Here is a 643-nt window from a genome sequence, read left to right as displayed (position 1 = left end):
AAGACAACATGCTGGACTATGATCAGGTCGAGGCGCTGGCGAAAGAGCATAACCCCAAGCTGATCATCGCCGGAGGCTCGGCCATCCCGCGCCAGATCGACTTTGCCCGCATGCGCGAGATTGCTGATATGGTCGGCGCTTACCTCCATGTTGATATGGCGCATTTCGCCGGTCTGGTGGCGGCGGGCGAACACCCCAGCCCGTTCCCGCATGCACATGTGGCCACAACCACCACGCACAAGACCCTGCGTGGCCCGCGTGGTGGCATGATCCTGACCAATGATGAAGATATCGCTAAGAAAGTGAATTCAGCGATCTTCCCCGGCATTCAGGGCGGCCCGCTGATGCATGTGATCGCAGCCAAGGCGGTGGCCTTTGGCGAGGCGCTGCGGCCCGAGTTCAGGGACTACATCAAACAGGTCGTGACCAACGCGCAGGCGCTGTCGGATCAGCTGATCAAGGGTGGTCTGGACACGGTCACCCACGGCACCGACACCCATGTGGTGCTGGTCGACCTGCGGCCCAAGGGCGTGACCGGCAACATCGTCGACAAGGCCCTGGGCCGGGCGCATATCACCTGCAACAAGAACGGCGTGCCGTTTGACCCGGAAAAACCAACCGTGACCAGCGGCATCCGTCTGGG

1 protein-coding gene is annotated in these 643 nt (G+C 61.7%); it reads left to right on the top strand.

Annotated elements, in window-relative coordinates; genetic code table 11:
* A partial coding sequence (locus Q1B21_RS22305) for a serine hydroxymethyltransferase (protein ID WP_299893265.1) occupies positions 1 to 643 on the top strand: 643 nt, incomplete at both ends.

The sequence above is a fragment of the uncultured Ruegeria sp. genome (assembly GCF_947504215.1).
Classification (GTDB): Bacteria; Pseudomonadota; Alphaproteobacteria; order Rhodobacterales; family Rhodobacteraceae; genus Ruegeria.
The sequence above is the reverse complement of the archived record's forward strand: the minus strand, read 5'-3'. Positions and strand labels throughout refer to the sequence as shown.